The 24,469-nt window shown below is 36.6% G+C and carries 20 protein-coding genes and 4 tRNA genes; 11 read left to right on the top strand and 13 right to left on the bottom strand.

Annotation, left to right across the window (positions count from 1 at the left end):
- Position 1: 1 nt before the first annotated feature.
- From ADA56_RS09225 to ADA56_RS09245, 5 genes are all read left to right on the top strand, one after another.
- Positions 2-724, top strand: coding sequence for a phosphodiester glycosidase family protein (locus ADA56_RS09225; protein ID WP_239658996.1), 723 nt, complete (start codon positions 2-4; stop codon positions 722-724).
- 123 nt (positions 725-847) lie between these two features.
- Positions 848-924 (top strand) — tRNA-Met (locus tag ADA56_RS09230).
- Between the two features lie 5 nt (positions 925-929).
- A tRNA-Leu gene (locus tag ADA56_RS09235) sits at positions 930-1,014 on the top strand.
- A gap of 27 nt (positions 1,015-1,041) precedes the next feature.
- A tRNA-Gln gene (locus tag ADA56_RS09240) sits at positions 1,042-1,116 on the top strand.
- Between the two features lie 47 nt (positions 1,117-1,163).
- A tRNA-Gln gene (locus tag ADA56_RS09245) sits at positions 1,164-1,238 on the top strand.
- Between the two features lie 140 nt (positions 1,239-1,378).
- On the opposite strand, the gene ADA56_RS09250 is transcribed toward ADA56_RS09245, so the two are convergent.
- The 10 genes from ADA56_RS09250 to ADA56_RS09295 all read right to left on the bottom strand — a co-directional run bounded on the left by ADA56_RS09250 (position 1,379) and on the right by ADA56_RS09295 (position 13,548).
- Positions 1,379-1,909 carry a hypothetical protein gene (locus tag ADA56_RS09250; RefSeq protein ID WP_049370261.1) on the bottom strand — a complete coding sequence of 177 codons (531 nt, stop codon included), beginning with the start codon at positions 1,907-1,909 and terminating at the stop codon, positions 1,379-1,381.
- A 35-nt stretch (positions 1,910-1,944) separates the two neighbouring features.
- Complete coding sequence (gene prfC / locus ADA56_RS09255) at positions 1,945-3,528, bottom strand: peptide chain release factor 3 (protein ID WP_049370262.1); 1,584 nt, start codon at positions 3,526-3,528, stop codon at positions 1,945-1,947.
- Positions 3,529-3,653: 125 nt separating this feature from the next.
- The gene (locus ADA56_RS09260) at positions 3,654-4,313 is read right to left on the bottom strand and encodes a HEPN domain-containing protein (protein ID WP_049370263.1); all 660 of its coding nucleotides are present in this window, start codon (positions 4,311-4,313) and stop codon (positions 3,654-3,656) included.
- 104 nt (positions 4,314-4,417) lie between these two features.
- The gene (locus tag ADA56_RS09265) at positions 4,418-4,822 is read right to left on the bottom strand and encodes an SMI1/KNR4 family protein (protein ID WP_049370264.1); all 405 of its coding nucleotides are present in this window, start codon (positions 4,820-4,822) and stop codon (positions 4,418-4,420) included.
- Between the two features lie 9 nt (positions 4,823-4,831).
- Positions 4,832-5,488 (bottom strand): HNH/ENDO VII family nuclease, encoded by a 657-nt coding sequence (locus ADA56_RS09270; RefSeq protein ID WP_053086268.1) that lies wholly within the window; start codon positions 5,486-5,488, stop codon positions 4,832-4,834.
- Positions 5,489-5,497: 9 nt separating this feature from the next.
- On the bottom strand, positions 5,498-8,524 hold the full coding sequence (locus ADA56_RS09275) for an ATP-binding protein (protein ID WP_053086269.1): 3,027 nt from the start codon (positions 8,522-8,524) through the stop codon (positions 5,498-5,500).
- 9 nt (positions 8,525-8,533) lie between these two features.
- Positions 8,534-9,112, bottom strand: a complete 579-nt coding sequence (locus ADA56_RS09280) for a hypothetical protein (protein ID WP_049370265.1) — start codon at positions 9,110-9,112, stop codon at positions 8,534-8,536.
- A 10-nt stretch (positions 9,113-9,122) separates the two neighbouring features.
- A complete protein-coding gene (locus ADA56_RS09285) occupies positions 9,123-12,341 on the bottom strand; it encodes a dynamin family protein (RefSeq protein ID WP_049370266.1) in 3,219 nt (1,072 codons plus the stop codon).
- Between the two features lie 56 nt (positions 12,342-12,397).
- Complete coding sequence (locus ADA56_RS09290) at positions 12,398-12,643, bottom strand: hypothetical protein (RefSeq protein ID WP_049370267.1); 246 nt, start codon at positions 12,641-12,643, stop codon at positions 12,398-12,400.
- A gap of 11 nt (positions 12,644-12,654) precedes the next feature.
- A complete protein-coding gene (locus ADA56_RS09295; protein ID WP_049370268.1) occupies positions 12,655-13,548 on the bottom strand; it encodes a helix-turn-helix transcriptional regulator in 894 nt (297 codons plus the stop codon).
- 332 nt (positions 13,549-13,880) lie between these two features.
- Between ADA56_RS09295 and ADA56_RS09300 the strand changes: the two genes are divergently transcribed.
- The 3 genes from ADA56_RS09300 to argG all read left to right on the top strand — a co-directional run bounded on the left by ADA56_RS09300 (position 13,881) and on the right by argG (position 17,030).
- On the top strand, positions 13,881-14,741 hold the full coding sequence (locus ADA56_RS09300; RefSeq protein WP_049370269.1) for a phosphoribosylaminoimidazolesuccinocarboxamide synthase: 861 nt from the start codon (positions 13,881-13,883) through the stop codon (positions 14,739-14,741).
- 72 nt (positions 14,742-14,813) lie between these two features.
- Positions 14,814-15,644 (top strand): NAD-dependent dehydratase, encoded by an 831-nt coding sequence (locus ADA56_RS09305; protein WP_049370270.1) that lies wholly within the window; start codon positions 14,814-14,816, stop codon positions 15,642-15,644.
- 51 nt (positions 15,645-15,695) lie between these two features.
- A complete protein-coding gene (gene argG / locus ADA56_RS09310; RefSeq protein ID WP_049370271.1) occupies positions 15,696-17,030 on the top strand; it encodes an argininosuccinate synthase in 1,335 nt (444 codons plus the stop codon).
- A gap of 95 nt (positions 17,031-17,125) precedes the next feature.
- On the opposite strand, the gene fur is transcribed toward argG, so the two are convergent.
- From fur to ADA56_RS09325, 3 genes are all read right to left on the bottom strand, one after another.
- Positions 17,126-17,560: a ferric iron uptake transcriptional regulator gene (gene fur, locus ADA56_RS09315; protein WP_049370272.1), complete on the bottom strand. Its 435-nt coding sequence runs from the start codon at positions 17,558-17,560 to the stop codon at positions 17,126-17,128.
- A gap of 31 nt (positions 17,561-17,591) precedes the next feature.
- Positions 17,592-18,116 carry a flavodoxin FldA gene (gene fldA / locus ADA56_RS09320; RefSeq protein WP_049370273.1) on the bottom strand — a complete coding sequence of 175 codons (525 nt, stop codon included), beginning with the start codon at positions 18,114-18,116 and terminating at the stop codon, positions 17,592-17,594.
- 126 nt (positions 18,117-18,242) lie between these two features.
- Entirely contained in the window at positions 18,243-19,028 is a 786-nt protein-coding gene (locus ADA56_RS09325; protein ID WP_049370274.1) for an alpha/beta fold hydrolase, read from the bottom strand.
- 70 nt (positions 19,029-19,098) lie between these two features.
- Here ADA56_RS09325 and seqA point away from each other — a divergent pair, with 70 nt between their 5' ends.
- The 3 genes from seqA to mscK are packed head-to-tail and all read left to right on the top strand — an operon-like array spanning position 19,099 to position 24,455.
- On the top strand, positions 19,099-19,740 hold the full coding sequence (gene seqA / locus ADA56_RS09330; protein WP_049370275.1) for a replication initiation negative regulator SeqA: 642 nt from the start codon (positions 19,099-19,101) through the stop codon (positions 19,738-19,740).
- Positions 19,741-19,744: 4 nt separating this feature from the next.
- On the top strand, positions 19,745-21,097 hold the full coding sequence (gene menE, locus ADA56_RS09335; RefSeq protein WP_049370276.1) for an o-succinylbenzoate--CoA ligase: 1,353 nt from the start codon (positions 19,745-19,747) through the stop codon (positions 21,095-21,097).
- A 13-nt stretch (positions 21,098-21,110) separates the two neighbouring features.
- Complete coding sequence (mscK, locus tag ADA56_RS09340) at positions 21,111-24,455, top strand: mechanosensitive channel MscK (RefSeq protein ID WP_049370277.1); 3,345 nt, start codon at positions 21,111-21,113, stop codon at positions 24,453-24,455.
- Positions 24,456-24,469: the final 14 nt, after the last annotated feature.

Here is a 24,469-nt window from a genome sequence, read left to right on the forward strand (position 1 = left end):
TTTGACTGCACTTTTCAGTAGCGCATCGTTACTGATGAGTGTGCCAGCCCTAGCGGAATACCGAACTTTTGATGATGGCAATATTACTTATGGAATTTTTCAAGCAAAGCCAGAAGAAGTACAGCTACATTGGAAAGATGCTGAAGGTAAAGATTATCAAAGTTTAACGCGTCTCAAAAATGCCTTAGAGCCTAGCTATAACGTGAAAATGATCATGAATGCAGGCATTTATAGCATGGATAATACGCCAGCGGGATTATGGATTGAGCATGGAAAAGAGCTCAATGCGTTAAATACAAAATCAGGCAAAGGTAACTTTCATGTACAACCCAATGGTGTGTTTGCCATTGCAGGAAATAAGCCCTATATTTTAACAACCACCGCTTATCAGAAAAGCAAGCTCAAGCCGGATTTTGCGTTGCAATCAGGCCCGATGTTGATTATTCATAGCAAAATAAATCCGCAATTTAGAGCAAATCTAGAAAGCTATCATAAGCGTAATGCAGTGTGTTTGACGAAGCAAAATGAATTACTGTTTTTGATGACTATAAGAGGTGAGCCTAATCTTTATACCTTGAGTCAAGGTTTGCTTAAAATTGGTTGTCAGGATGCCTTATATCTTGATGGAACCATTTCTAATTGGTACATCCCAGGGCAATTTAGCTCTTTGCATTGGAAGCATTTTGTGGGAATGATCTCCGTTCTTGATGTGAACAAAAAATAGCAAAAGCGTTTTATTTATAATCAACTAAATCAAAAAATCCGTTTTTTGCAAAAAAATGATTGACGAGAATAGGTCAAATCAGGATAATACGCCCCGCAAAGCCGATAAGGTAAAGCAAATGATGGCTACATAGCTCAGTTGGTTAGAGCACAACACTCATAATGTTGGGGTCGCAAGTTCGAATCTCGCTGTAGCCACCAAATTTGCGGGACTGGCGAAATTGGTAGACGCACCAGATTTAGGTTCTGGCGCCGAGAGGTGTGTGGGTTCAAGTCCCTCGTCCCGCACCATTTATCAGCTTGCAGTCAAATAGTAGTTGGGGTATCGCCAAGCGGTAAGGCACCGGGTTTTGATCTCGGCATCCCTAGGTTCGAATCCTAGTACCCCAGCCATACTATCTAAGTAAAATCTTCTTTATTTCCAATCAAAGAATTCCAGTTGGGGTATCGCCAAGCGGTAAGGCACCGGGTTTTGATCTCGGCATCCCTAGGTTCGAATCCTAGTACCCCAGCCATCTTATTTTCTCTATTTCTTTTATATAAAAAATGCGATTAATTTAAGCGCACTTTGTTTTATCTGTCTGTTGTTATTAGCTACAATTTTAATGTCTTTATATAAAAGAAAAGCCACCTTGCGGTGACCTTTCACATTGATTTATTTTAGTTCTACTAAAGTTAAATTACATTGGGCTGTTGATGCTGCAGGTAATGCTTCATAATCTTTTCCTGCCTGAGGCGTGAATACAAGTTTTTTGCCTAGGCAATGTTCAGGTCCTACGAACTTACCATTGACTATATAATTAATATTATGGGGTGTAATAATTTCACTTTGTAGAGTGATTTCTGCATCTGATGGGATTATAAATTCTTTAAAAAAAGTACCAGAACCTATTTCATTGAATTGACTAGGATTCATACTTGCACTAGAGCTTGGCATGCCAATAGATTCATTCCCTTTAAGATAGAGTAATGAGCTGAAAGATTGTCCAAGGCTTCCTCCAACATTCACTTTTTCTGTTTTTCCATTTTGTTTTACTTCCATCTCAGTGTAGCGGCCATTTTGTCCGTATAGACGGATACGTGCGTCAGTTTGTGGATTATAAGCTTTTCCCGCATTTGACAGCTCGGTGTTTACACAACCTGAAAGTAGTAACGCTGCTGTACTGATAATCATCAATTTTTTCATGATTTTTCCTTTTGTTAATGATAGGAAATGGTGAATTAATGTTCCCTTGTTTTAAAGAAGGTCACATCAGGATAACGTTCTTGTGCAAGATTTAAGTTAACCATGGTAGGTGCGATATAAGTGAGATTATCACCACCATCTAATGCTAGATTTTGCTCATTTTTACGTTTGAACTCTTCAAATTTTTTGTTATCCGCACATTCTACCCAACGAGCTGTTGCTACGTTGACAGTTTCGTAAATGGCTTCAACGTTATATTCTGATTTCAAACGAGAAACGACCACATCAAACTGTAGCACACCGACCGCGCCAACAATCAAATCATTATTGCTTAATGGACGGAATACTTGCACAGCACCTTCTTCAGAAAGTTGTACTAAGCCTTTTAACAATTGCTTTTGTTTGAGAGGATCTTTCAAACGGATACGACGGAATAATTCAGGGGCAAAGTTTGGAATACCGGTAAATTTAAGCTCTTCACCTTGTGTGAATGTATCACCAATCTGAATTGTGCCGTGATTGTGCAAACCGATAATATCACCCGCATAAGCTTCATCGGCATGGGTACGATCCCCCGCCATAAAGGTGAGCGCGTCAGAAATAACCACATCTTTACCAATACGCACGTGTTTAAGTTTCATCCCTTTTTCGTATTTACCAGAAACTACGCGTAGGAAAGCCACACGGTCGCGGTGTTTTGGATCCATATTAGCTTGGATTTTAAACACGAAACCAGTGAATTTTTCTTCTTCAGCTGAGACTTTACGCGTGTCTGCCTGACGAGCTTGTGGGGCTGGCGCCCATTCAGTTAAACCATCTAAGAAATGATCGACACCGAAGTTACCTAATGCCGTACCGAAAAAGACTGGCGTTAATTCACCACTTAGGAATAAATCCAAATCAAATTCGTTACTCGCACCTTTTACTAATTCTAATTCATCACGCAATTGTTGGGCTAAGTCATCGCCTATGGCAGCGTCTAATTCTGGGCTATTTAAGCCTTTCACAATGCGTACTTCTTGGATTGTAGAGCCTTGACCACTTTGATAAAGATAGGTTTCATCTTTATATAAATGATAAACCCCTTTAAACAATTTACCGCAACCAATCGGCCAAGTAATCGGTGCACAATGGATTTTTAATACGCTTTCCACTTCATCTAATAATTCCATTGGATCGCGAATATCACGGTCAAGTTTATTCATGAAAGTGATAATTGGCGTATCGCGTAAACGGGTCACCTCCATTAATTTAATGGTTCGTTCCTCAACCCCTTTTGCCGAGTCAATAACCATTAAGCAGCTATCTACGGCCGTTAAAGTGCGGTAGGTATCTTCCGAGAAATCCTCATGACCCGGCGTATCTAATAAATTCACTAAGCATTCATTGTAAGGGAATTGCATCACGGAAGTGGTAATGGAAATACCACGTTGTTTTTCCATTTCCATCCAGTCAGATTTTGCATGTTGTGCCGAGCCTTTACCTTTAACAGAGCCTGCTTTTTGAATGGCATTGCCGTATAACAATACTTTTTCGGTGATGGTGGTTTTACCTGCGTCAGGGTGGGAAATAATCGCAAATGTGCGACGTTTATTCACTTCTTCTAATGGATAACTCATTGCCTTGTTTCTTCTGTTTTAAATAATGCTGTATTGTCGCTGATTTTCAGATTGAGCTCAAATTAAATTGGATAAATAGTTTAGGTGGAAACATGCAAGGTTGATTTATGAATATATGAATCTAATTATTGAGTGATAACGGGATAAAATGGTTTCCCCCAACTTGGTTCATCATCATTACGCAACATGATCTTTACCATAGCAGGAATAAACAATGATAGTAGTGCGCAAGCTTCTTCTAGCTGTTTTCGGTTTGTACGGCTTTCGTAAGTTGAACCACCGTGTATAAGCTGATTTCTCAGAGTATATAGATGTCCAAATATCACCTCTAATACCTCTGCGGTTTTCTGTTCCTCAAAAGCAAAATTGGCTTTTTTCTTCGCTGAAGCAAACATTGACTTCCATTCTTTTCCAGCTAGAAAACCATTATGTGCATCCCAAAATGGTTGGAATGTATAAGGTGTATCTAGCAGTGCTTTCACAGTGCCAGGAAACTCATCCCAAATAATCCCATAAAGTAGATGCTCGGAGTCTAATTCACAAAGACGAGTGATAAATTGATGAAATACCTTACGTTCAATTTCTTCTTTACTTAACTCGTCAGCATAGGCTGCATTGAAGGCAATCCAAAGTGCGATAAATCTGAAGTCTAAATTATCTTCTTCATTGGCTTTTTTTAACCAGCTTAATGTACGGTGCATTTTTAAGCGAAAGTTATCGTTAAAAGCATCACGATTTTCTTTGTAATAAGCGGTCAAATTTTCTAATTGTTCTGTTAGTGACATAATAGACTCCAATATAATCAAATATAACCATTATGGTATAGACTAGAATATTTGTAAATTACAAAAGAAAACCAACCTCTAAGGTTGGTTTGAATGGTTCATATTTAGTTAAAAAATAATGAAATTAAAAAATCTTCTAAATTGGATTGGATTTCTTTTACTATACCACCATTTGGAGAAGCCCAAATTAAAATAGTTTTAGAATCATTATCATACAGGTAAAAATGCCCATCTCCAATTTCGGATAACGGAACTGCAGATTTAGGAAATTGCGGAGATTCTCTCATTTCAGGTAAAACTTTATAAAGGCTTAAATAGGATGTATTTTTTATACCTAAACCATAAATTTCTGTTGATTCAAATGAGATAACTCCAAAAGATGAAAGATAATCGCTATATTCCTCTGAAAATCCAATACAAAGATCTTTTTCAGCTTGCGTGATCGTTTCATGATCAACAGGACGAGTTAAAGCATTTGTTTGTTTTAATTTTTCAATAAGTTTTTTCATAATAATTTCCTATGCATTCATTTCAGATTCTAGCTGTTCTGCACGCGCTTTCCAATGTTCTGCTCGTTCTTTAGCAAAATCTTCTCGATTTATTTCAGATTCTTTCTGTTTATTATGTAACACTGTATCATTACCTTTACCACGATGTTCATTTCGCGTTAATTCCGCTAATGGTGAATCCATTTTTTGCCCTACATGATGTAATTCTATTGGATTGCCATCCTTATCTAATGGTGCAAGTCCCTGCTTCATCCGTTCAAGATTGGTTCGACCAAAATCATCCTCTTTAGTCAAATCAATATCATTTTTTACCAAAGCATCACGTTCATTAACTTCTTTTGGGGTTACACCCGAATTTTCATAGATGTTTTTTTCCTCTTCACTTCCTATATTATCAATCACTGAGTCAGGGTACCCTTGTTCTTTTAATTTAGCTTTTGACGCTTCAGAAAGCGGTGTTAACTCATTTGGGGTTTCACTGGCAGCATCCTTAGAATCTTTAACCTTATCCACTGGTGGTAGCTCACTTGCTGGAGGCAGAGGTTTAATATCAGTGGGTTGCATTCCACTTTCATCATCAATGAGAGGCAAATCCTTAATGTCAGGTATTTTAAAAGGGTTTTCTTCTGGAGTTGGTAAATCCGAAGGTTTAAAATTTTCTAACATAAGAGATACCTACATAATGTTAGCTAAATGTTGTTGTAATTCAACAGATAAATCTTTTTGAACCAATTCTATTTGTTGCTGAATAATGCGCTGATAAAGATCGACCAAATAATTATCGTCTTTTTCCAAAATTGGCGGAATTATATTTTGCTCAAGGCGATTAACAACATCTAAAAAGTAATTTTTGTATTCTACGCCTAGTTTTGACTGCTCAATACTTTTGGATATTTCTACCAAATCTAACTGTTTTTTTGTCTTTTGGCTAAATAACAAATCTGCAATATGTTGATGAAATGCTTTTTTCTCATCACTTAGCTGATTTTTCGGCTCATATTGATACGGCTTTTCTTCCTCACAAAAGTGATGAATCTTACAAAGCACAGGTTCTAACCAGTCGTTTTGATATACCACTGCTACACCTTTTGGCAATTTTGCGATTTCTTCTAACTGCTCATCGCTGACACCGGCGGCTTTACCTGCTAAACAGCGATCTGATTCATCAGGCAAGCGCATAATAATTTTGGTGTTGGTGTTACGAATAGCTGAAATGTCTACCGCACTCGGTGACTGATCTGCAATAATAAAACCCTCGCCATAAGTCCGCATTTCGGCAATTGCATTAGATAACATTTCCACCGCCTTACCTGCTACGTTTGAATCTTCTGAGCTTTGTTCTGTTGAAGTACGTTTTAAAATATTATGCGCTTCTTCTAATACAGTAACGTGTTTGAGTGGTTGGTTCATCCCAGCAGTATTCGACATACGATGTTCGCTCAAACGCATCACTAAAATCCCCATAATAAGAGACTTCGTTTCTTGTGAACCAATACGACTTAAATCTACGATGACATTGCTATCAAATAATCGCTCATTATCAATTTCGTCTGCTGCAAAAATTTGACCATTTAAACCATTAGTGAGTGATTTCACACGGGTCACTAATGAACCAATATAGTTACTTTTCACTTCTTGTGAGAATGCCGATTGCTGAATCACTTTTTCTAATTGAGTGAGTAAATCTGTAAAGGTTGGGAACAGTACTTTACCAAACAGATTACAAGATACATCTAAATCCCAACCGCTTATTTTATAGGCTTCTAACATTGCATCTTTCAACACTGCTGGCATTGCTGCATACATAGGCCAGCAAACATTGATAATTTCCACTAAGCGATCAATATGTTCTAAAACGTGTATCCCCTCTGGGAATTTAAACGGATTGATTTTAAGCAATTCTGCTCGTAATGGATTTGTGCCAAGCACAGTGACATCTTCACGATGCCCAAAGACATGTTTATATTCGCCTTTCGCTGGCTCAATCACCATAAAATTCACATCATTTTTATTTAATTCAGAAAGTAATTGATAAACCGTATTACTTTTCCCTGAACCTGTCGAACCTGTTACAAAAATATGGCTTGCTAATTTCTTCACATCTAATTCGACTTTTTGTGGTAAATCCGTCCATAAATGACGTACCACCCCCAAATCAACAATTTTCTCTGCTTTTGGTGTAAAACTATCCACATTTTGGATCTGACGACCAAATGTTTTTGCCTCAACAACGGAAACAGTTGAAGTAGAACGGCGTGGTAAGCCAAGTTGAATTGCCATCTCTTTACCTGATACCAAAGTCGCAGGGCTTAACTCACCTAATTCCGCCATATCAATCACAGGGTGAGATAATTGACTGAGTGAATCAAAAATAGGCTGTGCTTTTTCATTTTCCCACGTGTTCAGTGCAAAATATTCACTATTCGATTTTTCCCCACGCATTAAGCCCAAGAAAATACTTGCAAGAGATTCACTTGCATAACTATGTGATGACACAAAATAAGCCGCGGTGTACCAAGCACCGTAATTATGTGCTTCATCAATGCGTTCAAGATTTTGATCTAATTTTGCTAATAAGCGGTCGATAAATTTATTCGCAGAATCAAAGGCAATAGTTCGGCTTATACCAATCGTTTGAGTTTCATTTTGCCCTGTTGTATCCGTCGTGCTATTGCCGTGAGCATCAGAAGTGCCGATAGTCGATGAATTAGTTTCAGTATCAGTAGTGGTTGTACCCTCTGATGAGCTTGAATTCTTGCTATAAGAAACTGTTTCTGAAGCGTTTATCGTAGTTTGACTATGTACAGGAAAGAATGATGAAGTTCCTACAGATGTTGAGCCTCCTATAGTGGTACTTGAACCAATCGTAGTTCCTTCAGTTTTAGTAATAGAATGCCCAATCGATTTGCCAACACTAATGGTTTTACTATTTGACGTTGTTTGCGTAAAACTTTCAGTAATACCTTTACTAATGCTTGTGCCAATGCTTTCTGAGCTGTTCTCACCGAATGAAACTTGTTGTTTTAACAAAGGTGATAATTGTGTTGCAATATTGGCATATTTTGCTTCAATGGCATTGAGTTCTTGATTTCTTACAGGTTCCGCTAAGATTAATGCTTGATAATCTTGATTTTCTGCCGCATCAATAAAATGCTCCAAACCTTGCATAAAATTATCACGTTCTTCTATTGAGGTAGAAGGAACACAACTTGCAGAAGTGACTGCACGATATAGCCCGAAATTCGCATTTAATGGTTGTAATTTATTAATAGCATTTTCACGAGTTAATTCACTTCCCGTAAAATGTCCATTAAACGCTGAGGTAATCAGTTCGCCTCCCACTTCGGCTAAACCTTTTTTACCTTTTACCCCAAGATAAACATCTGTTTTACCATTTTTTCCTTCTAAATAGAGAAAAACGGTACACCCTCTTGTGCCCAAAGCGGTGTAAATTGCAACTAAACTTTCCAGTATGGCTTGTTTATTTTCTGTTACTAAGCGTGAAAGTTTAAATAAGCGAACATCCATATTAAGCTTAAGTGATGCTTCTGAATGTAAAACAGGATATTGTGCTAACGTAGGCAAATAGGTTTTATTTAACCAATAACTTCCCAAATCAAGTGCAGTAGCTGCATTTTTTAACATAACATCTGCACCTGAGTTTTCTACGGAAGATTGTTTTAATACAACATTATTTGTCATAAACCATCCTTACCAAAATAAAACTAAGCCAACCACAATTAATACTGCAATTGCTGCTGCTTTTTTAGGGTTTTCTTTTGCGAAATCCGCAATATCTGAAGCAAATTTCTTCATTTTTTCTAGAATACCATCGTTTTTTTCTGGTTGATTAGGTAATTTTTGTTCCGCTTTTAATGTTGGATTGATGTAGGATTTTACATCCACTAAATGAATAAAGCGTGCTACAGAGAAATTTAGGGTTAAATAACTCTGTTGTTTTAAGAAATAGTCCTTATTCCAATGCGTTTGATCAGAATCCGTATCTTTAATCGCTTCATAGAACTTAGAGATATTGTAAGGTTCTAAACTATCAGGCATTTCTTTTGCCACCAATGTAATTAAAAATAACAGTTCATCAGGTGAAACTGATGCATCCGTTAATTCTGTTTTTAACATAGAACGAACTAAATGTTTGTCGTTATTTTTAATCGCTTCTAACCAATGTTTGCCTTGTGGTGTCTTTTTATAAGCTTCAAGGCGAAGTGCATATTCTTGTTTTAATTGTTCAATACGTGCTGCGTATTTTTGTTGGATTTGTTCAATAGTCATATCATTTTCCTTATACTTCAATAATGGCATTTAATCGAGCTTGATATTTTTCAATGGCATCAATATTACTTTGTGCTCGTTTAATTTCTGCTTCGCGTTTTTCATTATCTTGAGCAAGCTCAAGTAACTCTTGAGTTAAACGAGCTAACTCAGGTTTAAACACTTCATCTAATTGTTTAATATAGATTTCCGTCATTTCTCGAGCATATTCTTGAACGGAACTTACCGCTTCAGGAATCACTTGGCTAATTTGACTAAGTAATACAGGTTTATGTTGTTTCCACAATGCTTCAAGATCGACAACCGTTTCTTTAATAGTAACATTTTCGTATCCACCGAATCCAAAGAGCCTTGCAACGCCAGCAAAAATACCCGATTTTTCACGAGATACAACTTTATTTTTTGTTTTCATATATTCAGGTTTAATCACCAATTGAATATCTAAATCTTTTAAATGATGCTCAAAACCTTTAATTACATCAAGTTCTAAATTAGGTACATTTTCAAAGAATTTAGCAATATGTTCTTTATATTCTTCACTTAAGTTCTTAATCATTTCCTTTTGCGCTTGCTCCACTCTATCATTAAGATTTAATACAATATCTTCACTTAGTTTTTTAATTTGATGTCTAACACCGAGTAATTGATTTTCAGCTTCAGATTTAGTAACTCTTTGATCCCTAAATTCATTATCCCATCCATTAAATTGTCTTTCTAATTCTAGAAGTTCTGCATTAAAGGCATCTGAAATATGTGTAGGAATTGCAATTTCTCTTGTTTTCAGACTATTGATATAATTTTGAGTTAAATGCCCTTTTTCTTCAGAGTTGTTTAAATATTCAATTGCCTTCTTAAGTTCTTCTTCTTGACCTCTAATCTTATTTAAAGCAGCTTTATAATCCTCTGAGTTATAAGCCCTTCTTAGTAAATCAGTTATTACCTCTTGAATTCGTTCAATTCGATAAATAATATGGTATTTACTAATATATTCATCAATCACTAATTCAACCGCAGGAATTCCTGTGCGATAAAATGCTGGTGAAAGTTGTTTTTCTGTTAATCTATTTTTTACATTTTCACTTAAACGCATATATTGGTTAAGATCACGACCTTCACGGCTAATTTTACTGCTTAGTTCTATAATTTCATCTTCATCATCTTCATCTAAAAGAGATGAACTTAATTGTTGATTTTTTAATGCTAAGGCAAAACGTGAGCAAATTGGGAAAACATTAGGATTTTCAATACCAAAGCTAGCTAAATAATCTCTTACTCGTTTTAAAGTTTCTTCGATACTTTCACCTTTTTTGAAGAAAACATCCATTTTATTAACAAGGAACATAAAGCGATCTTGAGCTAATTTTCCTTTTTCTTTCATAATATTGCTCATATCTGAAAGGAAGGTATTATCATCGTTCACGCATAAATTATCACCACGTAGTACATAAAGCACTAATGGATTACGCTGATCATCTCGTAACATTTTTCGTGAAGTTAAAGCATGTTGGGAAACATTTGATTTATCTGTATTTGATCCTGGTGTATCAGTAATACGGAGCTGTACATCATCACGCTGCTGAATACCCGTAATATTGCCTTTTAGTTCAATCAAATAAGTTCTTTCATTTTCTGGTTTTTCCTGATTTTTAATATCAGCATTCCATTCTGCTAAAAATGCTCGAGACTTATCCGCTTGTTCAGGCGTTAATAAATTTAAAGTACAATCTTTATCAAGGTAGTTTTCCTCTTTATTTAAACGGCTAGCAGAAAATTCCCCTTGAGGAAATTTTTTATTATCAATAATTTTTGTGATACTTGCTGTTGTATCTTCTTGAAAGGCAGGCAACACTGCGGAACCTAATAAAGCATTGATAAAGGTCGATTTACCCGATGACATAGTTGCAATAACCCACGCATCAAAGTACTTATCCATTACATCATTCCATTGTGATTCAGACATAATTGGATTCAAAATAGGATTTTCTCGAATTTCGTTAACCAATTCTTCAAGCTCCGCCATTCGTTCATTTTGGCTTCTGATTTGAGTAAATTGATAGGTAATATTAAATCCAGCTGCATTCGCTTGTTGAATCGCCTCTTCTACATCTGCACAATCTGAAGGCACGCCCGTAAAATCAACAAAAAATTCTTTTGTTTGTAATGTATTCTCTACGGTTTGAAAAAACTGACTGATCCACATTTGCAAACGTTGTGTTGCAAAGGTTTTATATTTTCCATGTGTAATAGTTTCACCATTTAATGAAAAGCTAGTTTCATTTTTAAATGGATTATGTGTAAATTTAACTTCTTGTTGCATACGTTGACCTCGACGATGGTTAGATGAAATTAATTGTTGTAAATAATGATAAAATGCATTGATACCTGTATTCTCTAGCAATAACGCATTAAATTCTGTTTCAGTTAGATATTGTTCTTTAAATGCTCGTTTCCCTTTTTTAATTAGTAGTTCTAAATCGATCATTTCATCTTCATCTAATTCTTGATGATTGATTTTCTTATGGAGCAATAAGGCAGAATAAGCTGATATAGGGAAAATTAAGGGCTCTTTAAATCCAATGTTGGTAAGGTTTTCTTTTACCCGAATTATTGTTTCTTCAAAATTTTCAAGTACTTCTTTTTTATTCAATAAGAAAACAACTTTTTTATTAGGTGAATTTTTTAGGGCATTTTGTACAAGGTGAAGTAAATCATTCTCATCGTTCGTACCTAAATTTGAGCTATTTAGTACAAAAATAACGAGGCCATAATTACCATCTTCAAGAATTTCTTCTGTAAGTGCTTTATGACTATTATTTTGGCTATTATTAGGACCGGGCGTGTCATAAATCACTAATTCAGCATTGTCATTCTTAATAGCAGCAATATCCCCCATTAAATCAATCGTTTTAATACTAGGATCAGCATTCCACTCCTTTAATGTTTGTGCATCAATCCGATTGCTTTCTTTAAGCAGTTCAGATTGATATCCATAGGCACAACCAGAAAAGAAAGGTAATCCGTCCTTATCGTGAATACGAGTAATCGTTGCTGTGGTTGCTTCATTAGCAGAATGCAACAGCTCCTGTCCAATAAGCGCATTAATTACGGTAGATTTACCTGCACTCATTGTTGCTACCACTATTATTTCAAATAAATTTTTATTTTCATCTTCCTTTAATTTATCGAAAGTAGATGATATGGTAGCTTGGATAATATATGGTGAAATCATAACTAAATGCCTGTTTTATTGTTTTTTTTCGATAGACTTTTAAGTCTTGATTTATTCTAGAAAATGCTAATTTCATTATCTAAATCAGGTTTTTTTACTTTTTCTATCATTTTTTTCAATTTGGCAGCTGAAATCATGCAGTTTTTCTCGATGAATTTATTTTTTCGTTTGAGTTTTATCATCTCTTTTTTCATTTCTTTTTGCTCTTTACGAGAAAAGAGTTGTCCTAAATCTCTACTCATTTTTTCTTGACGATTTTTGAATTCTTTTAGCGTTATTTTTTTCTTCATATAAGCTTTCATAAAAAATCTCCTTAGATTCTGACCGCACTTATGTATGCTTTTAATTTATCAATCATTTTTTCTTGTAGATTAGTGGGACTGATTATCACTAAATGAGGGAGCCAGTATTGCACTGTGGGAATAATCTCCATTTCATGAATATTTTTACAGGAGATAAGGAGTTCGCCATTTTCAATGTGTCGAATAATTTCTTGATTGGGTAATAAGGCGCGCTGAGAGAAATAGCGAGCGACTTGAGCATTTACTTTAATGATAACTTCATCTAATTGATTACCATGAGAAATGCTGTCGCTTTTCTTGATTTCAGCAAGCAAATTTTCATTAGGTGTAAAGATTTGCTTTGTTATGTTTAAAAAACTGATTTGATTGAAGCAAAAAGTTTTTTCTTTACCATTTTCTAAAGCAATGAGATACCAGATTCCATTTCTATTAACTAGCAGGTAAGGTTCAACGATTCTTTGGCTGGTTTCTTGATTATATTTCCTATAATGAAAAGAAATGATTTGATGATTTTTAATGGCTTGTTGTAGTTGTTTGAATTCAATTTGTCTATGGTAGATAGATTCATATTGCAAACCATTGACTTTAATGCTTTCATTTAAACTATTTTGAAAAAATTCACGATCTAATTTCGGAAATAAATCTTGTATGCTAGCAAAACGAGCAAAGCGATTAATATCATCTTGATTGAAAATACCGAGTTGATTTCGGTTAAGAGAGTAGTAGCGCGGTCCTGACTTTTCCCAATTAAGGAAAGCAAGACGTTCATTAAGGTCTTTTTGTAAAGTACGCTCCCCAATATTAAAGCGATCGACGAGCGCCTTAATATCAACCATACCGTACGTATTTAGCTCAATAAGAATTGAAGCTAAACGCTCGGCCAGCTTTTCATGTTTACTTGTCATTTGTTTTGTCCTCTTCAGCAAGTTTTATAATAGTTTATATTGCTGAATTGCACGGTTGGTTCGGTTATATAAAAGTAAAAAAATTTTTGAGATTATAGAATTATTGCTTTTGTTTTCAATATAGTTAAATGTAAATTTATGTAAAATTAGTATCAGGTTGAATAGCTAAACAACTTAAACTGTCGTTTATGAGAACAATGGATGTATTTATTCTTAAATCATATAGTTTAAGAAAAAACTCTTATTGAAATGAAAAAAAAAGCAAACGTTTGCGCTAAAAGTGCGGTACAATATCCACCGATTTTTTATTCTTATAATTAAAGGTGCAAGCAATGACACAACTTAGTCTAAAAAAAATCTATTCGGGAAAAGTGCGTGATCTTTATGAGATCGATGATAAACGGATGTTAATGGTAGCCAGTGACCGTTTGTCCGCATTTGATGTGATTTTAGATGATCCTATCCCACGTAAAGGTGAAATCCTGACTCAAATTTCCAATTTCTGGTTCAATAAGTTAGCTCATATTATGCCGAATCATTTTACTGGCGATTCAGTTTATGATGTGTTGCCAAAAGAAGAGGCTGATTTAGTAAAAGATCGCGCAGTGGTTTGCAAACGTTTGAATCCAATTAAAATTGAGTCTATCGTGCGTGGTTATTTAACAGGTAGCGGGCTAAAAGATTATAAGCAAACAGGGACCATTTGTGGCTTGAAATTACCGGAAGGATTAGTTGAGGCAAGTAAATTACCTGAACCAATTTTTACGCCATCAAGTAAAGAAGAAGTGGGTAATCACGATATCAATATCAGCTATGAACAATGTGAAAAAGCTATTGGCGCAGAGTTGGCGGCACAAGTGAGAGAAAAAGCGATTGCACTTTATACTGAGGCAGCAAAATATGCGCTGACTAAAGGTATTATTATTTGTGATACTAAATTTGAATTTGGTTTAGATGAAAATGGCACACTCACTTTAATGGATGAGGTATTAACACCGGATTCTAGCCGTTTTTGGTCAGTTGATACTTATAAAGAAGGCACAAATCCACCATCATTTGATAAGCAATTTGTACGAGATTGGTTAGAACAAAGTGGTTGGAATAAACAACCACCTGCACCGAAAGTACCAAAAGAAGTGATTGATAAAACAGTGGCTAAATATCAAGAGGCCTTGGATTTATTAACAAAATAACATTAACAAACTCCCTGCTATGCTTTAGAATAGCAGGGATTTTTATGGATAAAATATTGTGAATAAAAGAGTATGAAATCTGTTGCGATAGTTGGTTTAGGTTGGTTAGGCTTACCGCTGGCGCTACACTTAAAAGAGCTTGGTTGGTGTGTAAAAGGATCCAAACAATCCTCTGAGGATGCTCAAAAATTGCATCAGCTAGGTATTGAAACTTATCCTTTTTCGCTTTCTGAGAAAATGACGAGTTTACCAGACAATATTTGTCCCCTTTTTAATGTAGATGCTCTCATTCTCACCCTACCACCTAGCAGCTTTTCTTCTCAACAGTATTGTGAATATCTTGCTTTTTTAATTAATCAAGCCAAGAAACAAGGTGTACAGCACTTGATTTTTACCAGCTCAACGTCTGTTTTTCCTGATATTTCGGGGCAATTTGATGAAAGTGCTCAACGTTCAGCTGAAACAGAAATTGGCAAAACACTGATACAAGCCGAGCAGTGTTTATTCCAATCAGAAATATCCCATTGCGATATTCTTCGACTAGCAGGATTAATTGGTAAACAGCGCCATCCTGTTAAATTCTTAGCAGGAAAACGTAATTTAAAACAAGGCAATTCGCCTGTTAATTTGGTGCATCTAGAGGATTGCATTGAAGCTATTACTGCCTTACTTATGAATCCAAATGGATTGCGAACTTACCATCTTTGCGCGCCAATTCATCCTACTCGAGCAGAATATTACACAAAAACAGCGGTATTTTATGATTTATCCATACCACAATTTGAATGTAGTGATTCGGATCCGAAACGAATCATTATGGCAGATAAAATTTGTCGAGATTTAGGCTTCACTTATCGTTATCCAAGTCCCGATGATATGTTAGAAAAGCGCAGTGATTTTTGACCGCACTTTTTAAATACTCACTCACCATAACCAAAATGAAGGAAATAAAATATGTCAAATACGATTCTGCAACATTTACCTAAAGGTCAAAAAGTTGGTATCGCTTTTTCAGGCGGGCTAGATACCAGTGCTGCATTACTTTGGATGCGTCAAAAAGGTGCAGTACCTTATGCTTATACAGCAAACTTAGGTCAACCAGATGAAGATGATTACAATGCAATTCCCAAAAAAGCGATGGAATATGGTGCGGAAAATGCGCGTTTAGTGGATTGTCGTGCGCAGTTAGCCCATGAAGGGATTGCGGCTATTCAATGTGGCGCATTCCATATTTCTACTGGTGGAGCAACCTATTTCAATACCACACCACTTGGTCGTGCGGTAACAGGTACGATGCTTGTTGCAGCCATGAAAGAAGATGATGTGAATATCTGGGGTGATGGCTCAACTTTCAAAGGTAATGATATTGAACGTTTTTATCGTTATGGTTTATTAACCAACCCAAATTTAAAAATTTACAAACCATGGTTAGACCAACAATTCATCGATGAGTTGGGTGGTCGTTTTGAAATGTCACAGTTCCTAATCGAAAATGGTTTTGACTACAAAATGTCGGTAGAAAAAGCGTATTCAACTGACTCTAATATGTTAGGTGCAACACACGAAGCGAAAGACTTAGAAGAATTAAGCACAGGTATTAAAATTGTGAAACCAATTATGGGCGTGGCATTTTGGGATGAAAATGTTCAAGTAAAACCAGAAGTGGTGACTGTTCGTTTTGAAGAAGGTGTGCCGGTTGCATTAAACGGTAAAACATTTGACAACGTAGTAGAGCTTTTCTTAGAAGCAAACCGCATTGGCGGTTGTCATGGTTTAGGCATGTCAGACCAAATTGAAAACCGTATTATTGAAGCAAAATCACGTGGTATTTATGAAGCACCGGGAATGGCATTATTCCACATTGCTTATGAGCGTTTAGTAACGGGTATTCACAATGAAGATACCATTGAACAATATCGTATCAACGGTTTACGTTTAGGTCGTTTATTATATCAAGGTCGTTGGTTTGATCCACAGGCATTGATGTTACGTGAAACTGCACAACGTTGGGTCGCTCGTGCGGTGACTGGTGAAGTGACATTAGAACTTCGTCGTGGTAATGACTATTCCATCTTAAATACTGAATCACCAAACTTAACTTATGCGGCAGAACGTTTAAGTATGGAAAAAGTGGAAAATGCACCATTTGATCCAATCGATCGTATTGGTCAATTAACTATGCGTAACTTAGACGTAGCAGATACACGCGGCAAATTAAGTATTTACTCTCAAGTAGGTCTATTAACTGCGGGTAAAGATTCAGTGTTACCGCAATTAGGTAAAAAATAATCTATGTAAAAAGTGCGGTCGATTTTGACCGCACTTTTGATTAAGATAATAAAAAACCTTAGGTTTTAGCCTAAGGTTTTTGTCTTTAGCAAGAATTATTTTTTCTCTTCACATTTGTTGATATCGCTACATTTGCCGTAGAGATATAAACTGTGTGCTTTTAATTTGATGCCATGTTGTTCACTGATTTCTTTTTGACGTTGTTCAATGATGTTATCAGTAAACTCAAATACTTTACCGCAATCTTCACAGATAATGTGATCATGGTGTTCTGTTGGTGCAAGTTCAAAAACAGACTTGTTACCTTCAAAATTATGACGAATTAAGATATGCGCTTCATCAAATTGGTTAAGCACGCGATATACAGTTGCAAGACCAATATCACTGCCTTGTTCTAATAAGATTTTATACACTTCTTCAGCTGAGAAATGCTCGTTTTTATGTTCTTGCATTAACGCAAGGATAGTCAGCCGGGGTTCGGTGATTTTCAACCCTGCTTTTTTGAGTAATTTGATGTTTTCTTCAGACATAATGTTCCCTTAATTTGCTAAATAGAGATGGTTAAGCCAATTCTGCTAAACACATTTCATCGTAGATTTGTTTCGTCCATTTCTCTACGCGTTCTGCTGTGAGTTCTGGTTGACGATCTTCATCGATACACAAACCGATAAAGTTTCCGTCATCTAATAATGCTTTTGATGCTTCAAAGGTGTAACCATCAGTTGACCAATTGCCCACGATAATCGCGCCACGTGGTTCAACGATATCACGTACTGTACCGATCGCATCACAGAAATAATCTGCGTAGTCTTCTTGATCGCCACAGCCAAAGATACCGACTAATTTGTCAGTAAAATCAATTTCTTCTAAGGTTGGGAAAAAATCATCCCAGTCAGCTTGTGCTTCACCGTAATACCAAGTTGGAATACCGAAAAGTAAAAAATCATAACCTTCGATATCTTCTTTAGAGCTTTTTGCAATGTCACGAATATCAACGAGTTCGTTGCCTAATTGCTTTTGAATCATTTTTGCAATGTTTTCTGTATTACCTGTGTCACTACCGTAAAATAAACCGACAACTGCCATTGTTCTTTCCTTTTGAAATAAAATTAGGTGAGTAGAAAAAAGATGAGGGATCAAAGCCCCACAATTTGTGCGAACTATAACATAAATGAATTCTCATTTGAATAGAATAATTCTCATTTAAAACGATTAATTCTTATTTAGAAACCTATCAATAGCACGTATCACAAAATCAGGTTTTTCTGCATGAACCCAGTGCCCACAACCATTGATGGTGAAGGAGGTCGCATTCGGGAATTGTTTTAGAATGGTTTCGGTATATTCAGGTTTAATATAAGATGAAAGCCCACCTTTGATGAAGAGTGTAGGCGTATTAGCGAAGACCTCTTGCCAATCCATTAGCTCCGCATAATGTTCAAAAAGTGCGGTCAAATTGAAACGAAAATATTCACTTGAAGACGGCTCAAAAGATTTCAACATAAATTGCACCACACTCGGATCGGCAATTTCAGTTTCTAAAATAGGCTTAGCTTGTTGACGAGTTTGTGGCTGCGCTTTTTTCACAGCAAACAAACCACGGAACACATCATCATGTCCAGCACTGCTATTTGCGACTGGGGCAATATCAATGACGACCAATTTTTCTACGCGCTGTGGTTGAAGAGCGGTCATTTTCATGGCCGTTTTTCCACCCATTGAATGACCAATTAAGATAATCTTATCTAATTGAAGATGATCGATAAGTTGCCATACATCATCAGCCATGACATCGTAATTCATTGTTTCTGAATGAAAACTATGCCCATGATTACGTAAATCTACGCGCAAAATATTATAGTTATCGCTAAATGCACGCGCGATGACACCAAGATTATTCATATCCCCAAATAAGCCGTGAATGAAAACTAAAGTGGGCGAATTAATTGATTGTTTTGCTTGGTGAAATTGATGGTTTAATAATTGGGAAGATGACATATATTTTGCGTGAGAATTTGGTTAGAAATCGTTATAATGGACGAAAATTTTAGCAAACGGAGAGAAAAAAATGAAGATAATTGAAGTCGATGAAGAATTGTATCAATACATTGCGGCACAAACTCAATCTATTGGAGAAAGTGCGTCTGATATTCTTCGCCGTTTGTTGAATTTACCCACTCACGCAACAAGCTCAGTTGATTTCTTTGAATCAGTCGTATCAGCTGAAACGCCAAAAAGTGCGGTGCATTCTGAGCCTGTTTTAACGGAAAAAGCAACCGAAGCATCTCAACCAAAAGTTGAACCTGTCGAACCGCCAAAAGCAGTGAAAAAACAATCGGATGAAGCAATCAATCATATTGTTGATAAAGTCCGTGCGCTCTTGAATTCTGCTGAATTTAAAGAAGAGCCAAAAGCGGTTGTACGTTTTTTAAGTATATTACGTACGCTTTATCGTACCAATCCAGAAAGCTTTGCACAGGCAACAGAAAGCTTGCAAGGCCGTACTCGTGTGTATTTTGCTCGTGATGAAGGGACGTTGCTTGTGGCGGGGAATCATACTAAACCAAAACAAATTCCAGATACGCCATATTGGGTGATTACCAATACCAATAGTGGCCGTAAAATGTTGATGTTAGAAGGGGCGATGCAGTCTATGCATTTGCCAGAATATTTAATCGACGAAGTTCGCCCTTATTTCGTTAGCAACTAAGTCGATGCAAAAATTCCCTTGGCAAGCATTTGCCCAAAATTCAGCACATGTAAATCAGGTCGCGTTGCGAAATTCGCAGGGCGATCCTTTTACTTGGGCAGAACTTGCTGAGAAAATTAATCAGGTAGAAGCCTTTCTTTTACAACAAGGTGTGACAGCGCAAAGTGCGGTTGCTTTTTGTGGTAAAAATTCAGAACAGATCTTATTTCTTTATTTAGCCGTTATTCAGCTAGGTGCAAAAATTTTAGGTATCAACCCTGCATTTCCTCAAGAAAAAAGAGAAGAATTGTGTCGAATGTATGGTGTGGGTTTTTGTTATCAAACCGAAGATATTCATTATTTAGCTGTTAAAGCATTACCCGAACATAACGCTGATTTTACAAAAGCGGCAACGATGACATTAACATCGGGCTCGACTGGTTTGCCTAAAGCGGTGGTGCATAATGTTTCTGCTCATTTAGCTAATGCAGAAGGCGTTTGTGCCTTAATGAATTTTGGCAAAGATCAATCATGGCTACTTTCTTTACCGCTTTATCATGTTTCCGGACAAGGTATTGTGTGGCGTTGGCTGTATGCGGGTGCAACTTTAGTACTACCGAAAGAAGATTTTTATCAATCTATTGGTTATGTTTCCCATGTTTCTCTCGTGCCAACTCAATTGCAGCGTTGGTTTGATTATTTGACGGAGTATCCTCAACCTATCCAAACGCAAGCCGTGTTATTAGGTGGGACACAAATCCCTGTAAAATTAACCCAAGTATTAAGTGAATTAGGTATTCGAAGCTATTCAGGCTATGGTATGACAGAAATGGCTTCTACCGTATTCGCTAAACAATCGGATGGAAAAATTGGTGTAGGTCAACCTTTACTTGGCCGAGAGTTCAAGTTAGTGAATGAAGAAGTTTGGTTAAAAGGTGCAGGGCTTGCCATGGGATATTGGCGCGATGGACGTATAGATCCACTCACGAATCACGAAGGCTGGTTCCAAACCAAAGATAAAGGTCAATGGCTTGATGATGAATTAGTCATTCAAGGCCGATTGGATAATATGTTTATTTCCGGTGGTGAAAATATTCAGCCGGAAGAAATTGAAAAAGTGATTGCACAATCAGATTCAGTAAAACAAGTTTTTGTTTTACCTAAACATGATGAGGAATTTGGCCATCGCCCTGTCGCGATTGTTGAATTTCATACCTCATTTAATGAAAGTGCGGTCGAATCTCTCAACATTTTTTTACAAGGGCGATTGGAACGATTTAAGCAACCTGTTGCCTACTATGAACTCCCGCAGGATTTAATCCAAGGGGCAATAAAGATTTCTCGCAAGGCACTCGCCGATTGGCTGTCGCAACAATAGGAAAGTTAGTTTAATGAAAAATATCTCTCGCGTTTTGACCGCACTTGGTCTTTCATTTGTTTTTACGCTGGCGCTTTCTCAGCCTGTTTGGGCAGAGAATAATAATGCGGATTTACCGACGGAAAAAACACTAAAAAGTGAATTAGCCGAGGCACAAAAATTACCAGATGGTGATGAAAAAACAAATAACGTCGCGACAATCCAGGCTTCGCTTGATTTCTTGCAACAAATTCAAACACAGCAAAAAAATAATAACGATTTGCAAGATACGCTTATTGATGCAGATTCTGAAATTCAGAAGAATAATGCCGATCTTCAAAATCTTAAAAAACAGCTAAGCACGCCAAATAACACCGATTATGCTTCGCAAAGTTTAGCGACTTTACAGGCTCAGGTTGAGAAACTGACCAATCAACAACAAGATGCTCAATCTGCATTAAGTGCAGTGAATGCACAACTTGCAGGGCAAAGCGCTGTATCCGAACGCGCCCAAACAGCCTTAACAGATAATGTTAAACGTACGCAAGAATTGAATCAGAAATTGGCTGACCCAACAGCTAGTTCGCTATTAAAACAGCAAATTCAGCTTGAATTGCAACTGATAGAACTAAAAAATATCTATAATCAAGTGCTATTAAAAAATAGCGATCAGTTGACAGTGCTTTATCAAAGTCGATATGAGTTATTAAATACTCGTGTTCAAGCATTGCAGCAACAAATTGCAGCCATTCAAGAAGCGATTAACCAAAAGAATTTGGCGCAAACACAAAGCCAAGTTGAGCAGGTACAACAACAAAGTCAAAGTGCTGTAAAAAATCCATTTATTCAGAAAGAATTAGATCTGAATGCGCAGCTGAGCCAATATTTACTTGAGCAAACAGCGAAGACGAATACATTAACGCAAGATGAATTGCGTATGCGCAATGTATTGGATAATTTAACTCAAACCCAACGTACCATTGATGAGCAAATTAGTGCTTTGCAAGGAACGTTAGTGCTTTCACGTATTATTCAACAACAAAAACAAAAATTACCAACCAATTTAAATATTCAAGGGCTTTCAAAACAAATCGCAGATTTGCGCGTGAAGATCTTTGATATTACTCAGAAACGTAACGAGCTTTATGATATTGATGCCTATATCAGTAAAATAGAGCAAGATGAAAATAAGTCTTTTACCCCTACGGAAAAAGCACAATTAGCCAGTTTATTGACAGAACGTCGAAAAGTGGCCTCTGATTTGATTAAGTCATTGAATAATCAGTTGAACTTGGCGATTTCCTTAGAGCTAACCCAACAACAGATTACTCAAATCAGTGATCAGATTCAGTCTAAACTCGATCAACAAAGTTTCTGGGTAAAAAGTAATAATCCAATTAACTTAGATTGGATCAAAAAACTGCCAATGTCACTCAAGGCACAATTTGATGGCATTGGAAAGAAAATTGGCTTCCCAACAAATTTTGATAATTTGCCGTATTTACTCACTTATGTCTTTATTTTGTTTGTGATTGGTGGGTTGATTTTCAAATTTAAAGAATCGATTAAACAACGTTTGAGCGTGATTAATGGCGAAATTAATAAGCTTCGTTCTGATAGCCAGTGGCATACGCCGCTTGCGTTATTTTATACGGCGCTTTTATCGTTATCAGGTACCCTTTGGTTCTTAGCGGCTTGCCAATTGTTGGGCTTTTTCTTGGTGAAAAATCCACAGGAGTTTTGGGAATGGTCGCTCAGTATGGCGGGCTATTGGTGGTTCTTTAGTTTTGTTTTAGCTATTCTTCGTCCGAATGGTATTTTAGTGCGCCATTTTGGTTTTGCTAAAGAGAGTGCAGCTAGCCTACAAGATGTTACGAAACGTATTATTGTTTCTGTTGTGTTATTACTGAATACATCAATTTTCAGTAATGTCATGGATACAGGCTTAGCAAATGACGTATTGGGTGAAATACATACCATTGTTGCGTTGCTTTTCTGTATTGTGATTATTGCACCACGTTTTGTTCGTACAGAAAAATCCTTGAGTTCAAGCATAACGGATCAGCGTGATAGAACGCTTTTAAAAATTATGCGCGTTTTATTGCAATTGGTCCCTGTTATTTTAATTGTACTAATTGCTTTAGGATATTATTACACCTCCTTAAATTTAATTACGCATATTATTAATACCTACATTGCATGGGTGGTGTGGTCGTTGGTGCGTCATACAATTTATCGTGGTGTCACCGTAGCATCAAGACGTTTAGCTTATCGTCGTTTACAAGAGAAGCGTCAGCAAAAAAAACAAGATTTAAATGATGGCTCACCATCTGATGATGTGGTCGTAATTACCGAACAAGAAGAGGGATTGGCCTTAAATGAAGTGCGTAGCCAGTTACTACGCTTTGCCGATCTCTTTATTTGGACCGCACTTTTTGCCATCTTCTATTATGTATGGTCAGATTTAGTCACTGTTGTAAGTTACTTGCGAGACATTACCTTATGGCAGCAAACTTCAACGACTGAAGCGGGTGTGGTGACAGAAACCATCTCACTCTTTAACTTGATTGTTGCATTAATCATTGTCGTGATTACCTATATTTTAGTGCGTAACATTCAGGGTATTTTAGAAGTATTAATCTTCTCTCGAGTGAAACTTTCACAAGGTACACCTTATACCATTACAACATTATTAACCTATATCTTGGTTGCAGTTGGTGGAGCATGGGCATTCTCAACACTCGGGATGTCTTGGTCGAAATTACAATGGTTGTTTACAGCCCTTTCCGTTGGTCTCGGTTTTGGTATGCAAGAAATTTTTGCAAACTTTGTTTCGGGTATCATTTTATTATTTGAACGTCCAATCCGTGTAGGCGATACAGTAACAATTAATGGCGTGACAGGGACGGTGGCTAAAATCCGTATTCGTGCGATTACCATGATTGATCCTGATCGAAAAGAAGTGATTGTGCCAAATAAATCTTTTGTAACAGGTCAAGTGATCAATTGGGCATTGTCTAATACCGTTACTCGTTTAGTGGTGTCAGTTGGTGTGGCGTATGGTTCAGATTTAGACTTAGTGAAACGTTTATTATTGCAAGCTGCAAATGAGCAACCAAACATCTTAAAAGAGCCAGAACCAAGAGCGCTATTTTTAACCTTTGGTGCAAGCACGTTAGATCACGAACTACGTGTTTATGTTGGGCAAGTATCTGAGCGAAATGATACGTTGGATGCGCTCAATCGTCGTGTAAATGAGTTATTTGCAGAAAATAATATTGATATTGCATTCAATCAATTAGATATCTTTATTAAAAATAAAGATACTGGCGAAGAAATTCCATTTATTGATGTGGCAAAATTAGCCCAAAATCATTAATTAAAGAGAGACAA

This window comes from Parahaemophilus parainfluenzae (genome assembly GCF_001055095.1).
In the GTDB taxonomy this organism is placed as follows: domain Bacteria; phylum Pseudomonadota; class Gammaproteobacteria; order Enterobacterales; family Pasteurellaceae; genus Haemophilus_D; species Haemophilus_D parainfluenzae_Z.

Excerpts from the sequence above, each read along its gene's own strand:
- ADA56_RS09250 (WP_049370261.1), bottom strand. The coding sequence starts at position 1,909 with ATGAAAAAATTGATGATTATCAGTACAGCAGCGTTACTACTTTCAGGT.
- prfC (WP_049370262.1), bottom strand. The coding sequence starts at position 3,528 with ATGAGTTATCCATTAGAAGAAGTGAATAAACGTCGCACATTTGCGATT.
- ADA56_RS09260 (WP_049370263.1), bottom strand. The coding sequence starts at position 4,313 with ATGTCACTAACAGAACAATTAGAAAATTTGACCGCTTATTACAAAGAA.
- ADA56_RS09265 (WP_049370264.1), bottom strand. The coding sequence starts at position 4,822 with ATGAAAAAACTTATTGAAAAATTAAAACAAACAAATGCTTTAACTCGT.
- ADA56_RS09270 (WP_053086268.1), bottom strand. The coding sequence starts at position 5,488 with ATGTTAGAAAATTTTAAACCTTCGGATTTACCAACTCCAGAAGAAAAC.
- ADA56_RS09275 (WP_053086269.1), bottom strand. The coding sequence starts at position 8,524 with ATGACAAATAATGTTGTATTAAAACAATCTTCCGTAGAAAACTCAGGT.
- ADA56_RS09280 (WP_049370265.1), bottom strand. The coding sequence starts at position 9,112 with ATGACTATTGAACAAATCCAACAAAAATACGCAGCACGTATTGAACAA.
- ADA56_RS09285 (WP_049370266.1), bottom strand. The coding sequence starts at position 12,341 with ATGATTTCACCATATATTATCCAAGCTACCATATCATCTACTTTCGAT.
- ADA56_RS09290 (WP_049370267.1), bottom strand. The coding sequence starts at position 12,643 with ATGAAAGCTTATATGAAGAAAAAAATAACGCTAAAAGAATTCAAAAAT.
- ADA56_RS09295 (WP_049370268.1), bottom strand. The coding sequence starts at position 13,548 with ATGACAAGTAAACATGAAAAGCTGGCCGAGCGTTTAGCTTCAATTCTT.
- ADA56_RS09300 (WP_049370269.1), top strand. The coding sequence starts at position 13,881 with ATGACACAACTTAGTCTAAAAAAAATCTATTCGGGAAAAGTGCGTGAT.
- ADA56_RS09305 (WP_049370270.1), top strand. The coding sequence starts at position 14,814 with ATGAAATCTGTTGCGATAGTTGGTTTAGGTTGGTTAGGCTTACCGCTG.
- argG (WP_049370271.1), top strand. The coding sequence starts at position 15,696 with ATGTCAAATACGATTCTGCAACATTTACCTAAAGGTCAAAAAGTTGGT.
- fur (WP_049370272.1), bottom strand. The coding sequence starts at position 17,560 with ATGTCTGAAGAAAACATCAAATTACTCAAAAAAGCAGGGTTGAAAATC.
- fldA (WP_049370273.1), bottom strand. The coding sequence starts at position 18,116 with ATGGCAGTTGTCGGTTTATTTTACGGTAGTGACACAGGTAATACAGAA.
- ADA56_RS09325 (WP_049370274.1), bottom strand. The coding sequence starts at position 19,028 with ATGTCATCTTCCCAATTATTAAACCATCAATTTCACCAAGCAAAACAA.
- seqA (WP_049370275.1), top strand. The coding sequence starts at position 19,099 with ATGAAGATAATTGAAGTCGATGAAGAATTGTATCAATACATTGCGGCA.
- menE (WP_049370276.1), top strand. The coding sequence starts at position 19,745 with ATGCAAAAATTCCCTTGGCAAGCATTTGCCCAAAATTCAGCACATGTA.
- mscK (WP_049370277.1), top strand. The coding sequence starts at position 21,111 with ATGAAAAATATCTCTCGCGTTTTGACCGCACTTGGTCTTTCATTTGTT.